Origin of the sequence: Sulfitobacter sp. HI0129 (assembly GCF_001635395.1) — a bacterium.
Lineage (GTDB): Bacteria > Pseudomonadota > Alphaproteobacteria > Rhodobacterales > Rhodobacteraceae > Sulfitobacter.
The window spans coordinates 1-6,619 of sequence record NZ_LWGH01000324.1 but is presented as its reverse complement, the minus strand read 5'-3'; the positions used below and the strand labels follow the sequence as shown (position 1 = coordinate 6,619).

The 6,619-nt window shown below is 62.7% G+C and carries 6 protein-coding genes and 1 pseudogene; all 7 read left to right on the top strand.

Annotated elements, in window-relative coordinates; translation table 11 throughout:
- Position 1: 1 nt before the first annotated feature.
- Positions 2–526, top strand: coding sequence for a DUF3305 domain-containing protein (locus A3764_RS07820; RefSeq protein ID WP_236628132.1), 525 nt, complete (start codon positions 2–4; stop codon positions 524–526).
- Positions 523–1,176, top strand: coding sequence for a DUF3306 domain-containing protein (locus tag A3764_RS07815; protein ID WP_067919414.1), 654 nt, complete (start codon positions 523–525; stop codon positions 1,174–1,176). The genes A3764_RS07820 and A3764_RS07815 overlap by 4 nt, the downstream gene beginning before the upstream one ends.
- Entirely contained in the window at positions 1,173–1,793 is a 621-nt protein-coding gene (locus A3764_RS07810; RefSeq protein ID WP_067919412.1) for a TorD/DmsD family molecular chaperone, read from the top strand. The genes A3764_RS07815 and A3764_RS07810 overlap by 4 nt, the downstream gene beginning before the upstream one ends.
- Before the next feature lie 55 nt (positions 1,794–1,848).
- On the top strand, positions 1,849–2,037 hold the full coding sequence (locus A3764_RS07805; protein WP_067919410.1) for a twin-arginine translocation signal domain-containing protein: 189 nt from the start codon (positions 1,849–1,851) through the stop codon (positions 2,035–2,037).
- Positions 2,038–2,133: 96 nt separating this feature from the next.
- Entirely contained in the window at positions 2,134–5,142 is a 3,009-nt protein-coding gene (locus tag A3764_RS07800) for a formate dehydrogenase subunit alpha (RefSeq protein ID WP_067919408.1), read from the top strand.
- A 12-nt stretch (positions 5,143–5,154) separates the two neighbouring features.
- Positions 5,155–5,748: a formate dehydrogenase FDH3 subunit beta gene (fdh3B, locus tag A3764_RS07795; RefSeq protein WP_067919406.1), complete on the top strand. Its 594-nt coding sequence runs from the start codon at positions 5,155–5,157 to the stop codon at positions 5,746–5,748.
- Between the two features lie 146 nt (positions 5,749–5,894).
- Positions 5,895–6,619: pseudogene (locus A3764_RS07790) on the top strand (formate dehydrogenase subunit gamma); the annotation flags it as partial.

Genomic DNA, 6,619 nt, shown 5'->3' with positions numbered 1-6,619 from the left:
AATCGTCCTGCGCAGGTCGCCGGGCGTGACTCGATGGGCTGATGTCGTTTGGCGTGCCACTGGCATCCTGCCGGGCGCGGATGAGGCCGATTGGAAGCTGCTGCGGCAGGAAGGCGAGAGCGCGGAATACCATGCCGCCACCCTTCCGCTGACGCTCTACCGGTCCGATACCGAAGCGTATGTCCACGGTCTTGCGGCCAAGGTTCCGTGCCTTTTCGTTGTCTGCCGCGAAACCGGGGTGAAGGACCGACCGCTCGAAGTCGTGCTGGTGACCGCGTCGCCCTACGAGGCGCAGGATTACTGCGATGGCGGTGAAGAACTGGTGGAAAGAATCGCCATGACACCCGGCATCCTCAACTGGGTCCGCGCCTATGTGGCGGAGCATCACGAGGAGGAGGCTTTCGTCAAACGCCGCCGTGACAAGCAGCGCATGCCGCATCAGGATGGTGTGGGCGATCCCCGCATCTCGCAGGCGACTGACGTTTACCGCGCCCCCCGCCGCTCCGATACGGAGCCGGTTCAATGACGCGCCAGAGCTCATTCTGGGACCGCCGCCGGGCCGCTGTACAGGCCGAAGCCGAGGCGGAGGCCCGCGCCGTTCGCGCTCGTGAAGATGCGGTCGAGCAGGCCGCGCTTGCAGAATGTAGCGATACGGAGCTTCTGGAGCGGTTCGACCTCCCCGATCCCGACGATCTGAAACGGGGCGACGATTTTACGGCCTTCATGGCAAAGGCGATCCCTGCCCACCTGCGGAACCGTGCGCTGCGGAAGCTCTGGGTATCCGATCCGGCGCTCGCCTGTCTCGATGATCTCGTCGATTACGCGGACGACTACACCCAGGCGTCCTCCGTCACCAATTTTACCACCAGCTATGAGGTCGGCAAAGGCCTGCGGCGCCATGTGGAAGAATTGGCCCGCAAGGCGGTGGAACAGTCCGATGAGGTGCCTGCAGGGCAAGCAACCGCTGAGGAAGCCGAGGCGCTTGCGCTCTCAGAGCAATCCACCGGGACTGAAACGGTGGCAGCAGAAGATATCGCAGTGGCAAAAGCCGACAGCGCTGAAACAGAAGAACCGCAGGCCCTGTCCACGGCTGTCGAACCCGCGGACGCGACCGAAGAAGCGCCCCGGCCCGCGCCGCGCCGCATGACATTTCATTACGGGGAAAACGGCGCATGAGTCTTGCCACCGATACAAAGCCGACCGTGAGCGTGGAAAGCGAAGACCGCCTGCGCGCGGATCTTTACAACTTTCTCGGCCTGCTGCTTGCACGGCCGCCTGAAGCCGCGCTGCTTGAGCAGACCGCAGCGCTTTCCGGCGACGAAAACAGCGACCTCGGCACCGCGATCTCCGGGCTTGCCCGTACGGCTGCTGCCGTGTCGCCCAAGCAGGCAGAATCGGAGTTCAACGCCTTGTTCATCGGCCTCGGGCGCGGCGAATTGCTGCCCTATGCCAGCTACTACCTCACCGGCTTTCTGAACGAAAAACCGCTCGCCGTGCTGCGCAACGACATGTCCGCGCTGCGGATATCGCGGGCCCCCAACGTGTTCGAGCCCGAGGATAACATAGCCTCTCTCATGGAAATGATGGGCGGCATGATCGTGGGCCGCTTCGGTGCCCCGGCGAGCGAAGAGCGCCAGCGCGCCTTCTTCAACCGCCACATCGCGCCCTGGGCAAAGCATTTTTACACCGATCTGCAGGGGGCCAAGAATTCGGTCCTCTATGCCGGGGTCGGCGCTGTCGGCGCCGCCTTTATGGATATCGAACGCGAAGCCTTTCGCATGACCGCAGGCTGATGCCTGCCACCAAACCGCGGGGGATGCTCCGCACAACAGGAAGGGAGACATCCCAATGAAAGACAAAACAAAAGGCGCGAACCGCCGCGATTTCCTCAAGTTTGCCGGTACAGCCGCGCCTGCGGCAGCACTCGCTGTTGCAAGCACGCCGTCGGCGGGGGAAGCGAAGCCGGTCGATCTGCAATCGGAACGGATGCAGGATACCGAACACACCCGCGCGTATCTCGACTCCGCGCGGTTCTGAACAAAAGCAACCAACACCCCGGCCCATGAAACCGGGAGATACCATCAGGCCCGCCACGATAAGAATGATGCGGAACGGGCATCCAGGGAGGACAACATGCTTCGGAAAAAGACGAACGGGGTCACACGACGCCCACAAAGGTCCGGCATACTGTCGGATATCGCCGAAAAGTCCGTGGACCGCCGCGCATTCCTGCGTGGATCGGGCCTCGCGATCGGCGGTCTGGCAGCCATTTCCGCGACAGCGGGATCGGTCACACAGGCCAGCGCAGCGGCCGCCGTCAACGGCGCCGTCGAAACCATCAAGTCGGTCTGCACCCATTGCTCTGTCGGTTGTACCGTCGTTGCGGAAGTGTCGAACGGCGTCTGGATCGGGCAGGAGCCCGGCTGGGACAGCCCCTTCAACCTTGGTGCGCATTGCGCCAAAGGTGCTTCGGTGCGCGAACACGCCCATGGCGAACGCCGCCTGAAGTATCCGATGAAAAAAGAAGGCGGTCAGTGGAAGCGGATCAGCTGGGAACAGGCGATCAACGAGATCGGCGACCAGATGATGCAGATCCGCGAAGAAAGCGGCCCTGACTCCGTCTACTGGCTCGGCTCGGCCAAGCATTCCAATGAACAGGCCTACCTGTTCCGCAAGTTCGCCGCCTACTGGGGCACCAACAACGTCGACCACCAGGCGCGGATTTGTCACTCTACTACCGTTGCGGGCGTTGCGAACACATGGGGCTACGGCGCCATGACCAACAGCTACAACGACATCCACAACAGCCAGGCGATCTTCGTGATCGGCGGCAACCCCGCCGAAGCGCACCCGGTGTCGCTGCTGCACATCCTGAAGGCCAAGGAGCAGAACAACGCGCCGCTCATCGTTTGCGATCCGCGTTTCACCCGCACCGCGGCCCATGCCGATGAATACGTGCGGATGCGTCCCGGTTCCGACGTCGCGCTGATCTGGGGTATTCTCTACCACATCTTCGACAACGGCTGGGAAGACAAGGAATTCATCCGCACCCGTGTCTGGGGCATGGATCAGATCCGCGACGAAGTGGCCAACTGGACACCGGAAGAGACCGAGCGCGTTACCGGGGTGCCCGGCAGCCAGCTCAAGCGCGTTGCGCGCACGCTGGTCAACAACCGTCCCGGCACCGTGATCTGGTGCATGGGCGGCACGCAGCATACCAACGGCAACAACAACACCCGCGCCTACTGCATCCTTCAGCTTGCACTGGGCAACATGGGCGTAGCCGGCGGCGGAACCAACATCTTCCGCGGCCACGACAACGTTCAGGGTGCAACCGACCTCGGCGTTCTTGCCGATACCCTGCCGGGCTACTACGGCCTGTCCGCCGGTGCATGGGCCCACTGGGCACGTGTATGGGACGAAGAGCTGGAATGGCTTCAGGGCCGGTTCTCCACTGCCGTCTATGACGAAAAGCCGATGATGAACCTGACCGGTATTCCGGTCAGCCGCTGGATCGACGGCGTGCTGGAAGACAAGGAAAACCTTGATCAGCCGGACAACACGCGCGCCATGGTCCTGTGGGGTCATGCGCCGAACTCCCAGACGCGGATGAAGGAAATGAAGACCGCGATGGAAAAGCTGGACCTGATGGTAGTGGTCGACCCCTACCCGACGGTTTCGGCGGTTCTGCAGGAACGGACAGACGGCGTGTACCTTCTGCCGGCGGCGACACAGTTCGAAACCCGCGGCTCCGTTACCGCATCGAACCGCTCGCTCCAGTGGCGTGATCAGGTCGTCGAGCCGCTGTTCGAATCGAAGCCCGACCATACGATCATCTCGATGTTCGCCAAGAAGTTCGATTTCCACGATCGGATGTTCCGCAACATCGGCATGGACGGCGATGAACCGAACGTCGAGGACATTACACGCGAATTCAACCGCGGCATGTGGACCATCGGCTACACCGGTCAGAGCCCGGAGCGTCTGAAGACGCACATGGCGAACCAGCACACCTTTGACCGCACGACCCTGCGGGCCAACGGTGGGCCGGCAGACGGCGACTACTACGGTTTGCCGTGGCCGAGCTGGGGCAACCCCGAGATGAACCACCCCGGCACGCCAAACCTTTACGACATGTCGATGCCGGTGGCTGACGGTGGCCTGACCTTCCGCGCCCGTTTCGGCGTGGAGCGGGACGGCGAGAACCTGCTTGCCGAAGGCGTCTACTCCGCCGGTTCGGAAATTCAGGACGGTTATCCCGAGTTCACCGTGGCGATGCTCCGGCAGCTTGGGTGGGACAAGGACCTGACCGACGAAGAGGCCAATTCCATCAACCGCGTGGCCGGCTTCGATGAAGGTATCCGTCTCAACCGGGTGACCACGCAGCCTGCCGAGGGTGCCTCTGGCAGCGATAAGGAAGTGGGCGAACAGACCTTCACCGGGGACATTCCTTCGGATTACGAAGAAAAGTCCGGTGGTGTGAACTGGAAGACCGACCTTTCGGGCGGCATCCAGCGCGTGGCGATCGCCCATGGCTGTGCTCCCTTCGGCAACGCCAAGGCGCGCGCCGTGGTCTGGACCTTCCCTGACCCGGTTCCTCTCCATCGCGAGCCGCTCTACACCAACCGTCGCGATCTGGTCGAAGACTACCCGACCTACGAGGACAAGAAGTTCTGGCGCGTACCCACGATGTACGCTTCCATCCAGCAGAACGACTTCTCCGAAGAGTATCCGATCATCCTGACCTCCGGTCGTCTGGTCGAATACGAAGGCGGCGGCGACGAAACACGGTCCAACCCGTGGCTGGCGGAACTGCAGCAGGACATGTTCGTGGAAATCAACCCCCGCGACGCCAACAACCTGGGCATCCGGGAAGGCAACATGGTCTGGGTCGAAGGTCCTGAAGGCGGCAAGGTCCGCGTGATGGCCCTTATCACCGAACGGGTCGAGGCCGGCGTGGCCTTCATGCCCTTCCACTTCGGTGGCCATTTCGAAGGCGAAGACCTGCGGAGCCGCTATCCGGACGGTGCAGACCCCTATGTTCTGGGCGAAAGCACCAACACCGCGCAAACCTATGGCTATGATTCAGTAACCCAGATGCAGGAGACCAAAGCCACTCTCTGCAAAATCTGGGCAGCGTAAGGAGACCAACCAATGGCAAGAGCAAAGTTTCTCGTCGACGCCGAACGCTGCATTGAATGCAACGCCTGCGTGACAGCCTGCAAAAACGAGCACGAGGTGCCGTGGGGCATCAACCGGCGCAAGGTCGTGACGATCAATGACGGTAAACCGGGCGAGCGTTCGATCTCGGTCGCTTGCATGCATTGTTCCGATGCACCCTGCATGGCCGTGTGCCCGGTCGATTGCTTCTATCAGAACGAGGAAGGCATCGTCCTGCACTCCAAGGACCTGTGCATCGGCTGCGGCTACTGCTTCTACGCGTGCCCCTTCGGCGCGCCGCAGTATCCCCAGGCCGGGAACTTCGGTTCGCGCGGCAAGATGGACAAGTGCACCTTCTGCGCCGGTGGTCCGGAGGAAAACAACTCCGCCGCCGAGTTCCAGAAGTACGGTCGCAACCGGATCGCGGAAGGCAAACTGCCGATCTGCGCCGAGATGTGTTCCACCAAGGCCCTGCTGGCCGGTGACGGCGATGTCGTCTCGGGCATCTACCGCGAGCGTGTCGTTGCACGCGGCTTCGGGTCGGGCGCCTGGGGTTGGGGCACGGCTTACGACCAAAAAGGCGGCTGATCGCGGCCTGCAAAGGCCGCCACCAAGACAGGGCCCGTCAGCGTTTCGCTGGCGGGCCGTTTTCCGCCCGGTCCACGTGCAGCTTGCACCCAGGACCGCGCATACTAGACTGAAGCCAAGCCGATCCGGTGCCCATGGAGGTTCAAATGGTCCTATCCCGCATTCTCTTCCCGCTCTTGCTCGCGATGTCCCTCGCAGGGATGGCGACCGCGCAGGAAACGGCGCCGTCGCCTGACGCGCTGAACGACACGAACCTGCAGTTCGAAAACAACGGGCAGCAAACGCTCGAAGATATTCTGGCCCGTCAGCGCGGCGAGGACCGGCCCTTCGGGGCCGACATCCCGCTCAGCACCGGCGATGATCGCGAAGGCGCGCCCGAAGCGGCGCCGCTGGGAACGCTGGGCGGTGCTTCGGACCCCGCGCTCTGGCGCGAATTGCGTGCCAACGCGGCCGACGTGACGGCCTCCAACAACGGACCGGCGGCTACCGTCCTGATGCAGGACAACGGCATGTGGTGGCTCAATTTCCGCCGGGGCCCCCTGGCGACCTACGGCGCCTGGCTGCTGGGTGGTACGCTGATCCTGCTGGCGCTCTTCTATCTGATCCGCGGCCGTATCCGGCTGGATCATGACCGCGCGGGCGTCCGCATCGAACGGTTCAAGGGGATCGAGCGGTTCGCGCACTGGCTGCTTGCCGGTTCCTTCATTCTGCTAGGCCTGACCGGCCTGCTGACCCTTTTCGGTCGCACCACGTTGATCCCCCTCTTCGGGCTCGAAGCCTTCTCCGTTCTGGCGACCGGGTCCAAGTGGATCCACAACAACGTTTCCTGGGCGTTCATGCTGGCGCTGATCATGGTCTTCTTCATGTGGGT

What these genes read in the sequence shown, in the direction of transcription:
- A3764_RS07815 (WP_067919414.1), top strand. Translation starts at nt 523, where the DNA reads ATGACGCGCCAGAGCTCATTCTGGGACCGCCGCCGGGCCGCTGTACAG.
- A3764_RS07810 (WP_067919412.1), top strand. Translation starts at nt 1,173, where the DNA reads ATGAGTCTTGCCACCGATACAAAGCCGACCGTGAGCGTGGAAAGCGAA.
- A3764_RS07805 (WP_067919410.1), top strand. Translation starts at nt 1,849, where the DNA reads ATGAAAGACAAAACAAAAGGCGCGAACCGCCGCGATTTCCTCAAGTTT.
- A3764_RS07800 (WP_067919408.1), top strand. Translation starts at nt 2,134, where the DNA reads ATGCTTCGGAAAAAGACGAACGGGGTCACACGACGCCCACAAAGGTCC.
- fdh3B (WP_067919406.1), top strand. Translation starts at nt 5,155, where the DNA reads ATGGCAAGAGCAAAGTTTCTCGTCGACGCCGAACGCTGCATTGAATGC.